2 tRNA genes are annotated in these 775 nt (G+C 45.8%); both read left to right on the top strand.

What is annotated here, in order from left to right:
* The first annotated feature begins 99 nt into the window (after nucleotides 1-99).
* A tRNA-Ile gene (locus JK188_RS17600) sits at nucleotides 100-176 on the top strand.
* A gap of 133 nt (nucleotides 177-309) precedes the next feature.
* A tRNA-Ala gene (locus JK188_RS17605) sits at nucleotides 310-385 on the top strand.
* Nucleotides 386-775 lie beyond the last annotated feature (390 nt).

A 775-nucleotide genomic window follows, 5' to 3' on the forward strand; every position in this document is an offset into this window, starting at 1 on the left:
CCGTAGGGGAACCTGCGGTTGGATCACCTCCTTACCATTGAAGTGTTTTTGTGAAGTGCTCACACAGATTGTCTGATGAAATAGAGTAACGGTATCGATAGGCTTGTAGCTCAGGTGGTTAGAGCGCACCCCTGATAAGGGTGAGGTCGGTGGTTCAAGTCCACTCAGGCCTACCAAAATCGAATTGATGCTTCGTTATAACTCAGCTCGTTTACCAGACGTAAACGTCGCCAAGTTATGCCTTGCCTAAATTCGATTTAACTCAAAATTCTTTCTTAGTGAGAGAATCGATACTGGAATTACCTTTATGGGGCTATAGCTCAGCTGGGAGAGCGCCTGCCTTGCACGCAGGAGGTCAGCGGTTCGATCCCGCTTAGCTCCACCATAAACTTTCTGATTATTCAGAATAGATTAGAAATAGTCTATTGCGAATAATTATGCTCTTTAACAATCTGGAACAAGCTGAAAATTGAAAACAACGCACATTGTTTATCGCTTAAACAATGTGAGAGTCTCTCAAAAATCTCAACTTGAACGTGTTTATCAAACACACAAGCGAGTGGCATGAGCGAGCAGTGTGAAATTCAAGGTGGACAGCGTGCAGCAAGCGCAGCGTACATAAGTACGTGAGCATTGCGAACCCTGCCCAACGAAGAAGTTCACCACGCACAGCCATGACGTTTCGTGTCGTCTGATAAAAAGACACCTTCGGGTTGTGAGGTTAAGCGACTAAGCGTACACGGTGGATGCCTAGGCAATCAGAGGCGATGAAGGA

Origin of the sequence: Providencia sp. JGM181, assembly GCF_018257375.1 — a bacterium.
Lineage (GTDB): Bacteria > Pseudomonadota > Gammaproteobacteria > Enterobacterales > Enterobacteriaceae > Providencia > Providencia lanzhouensis.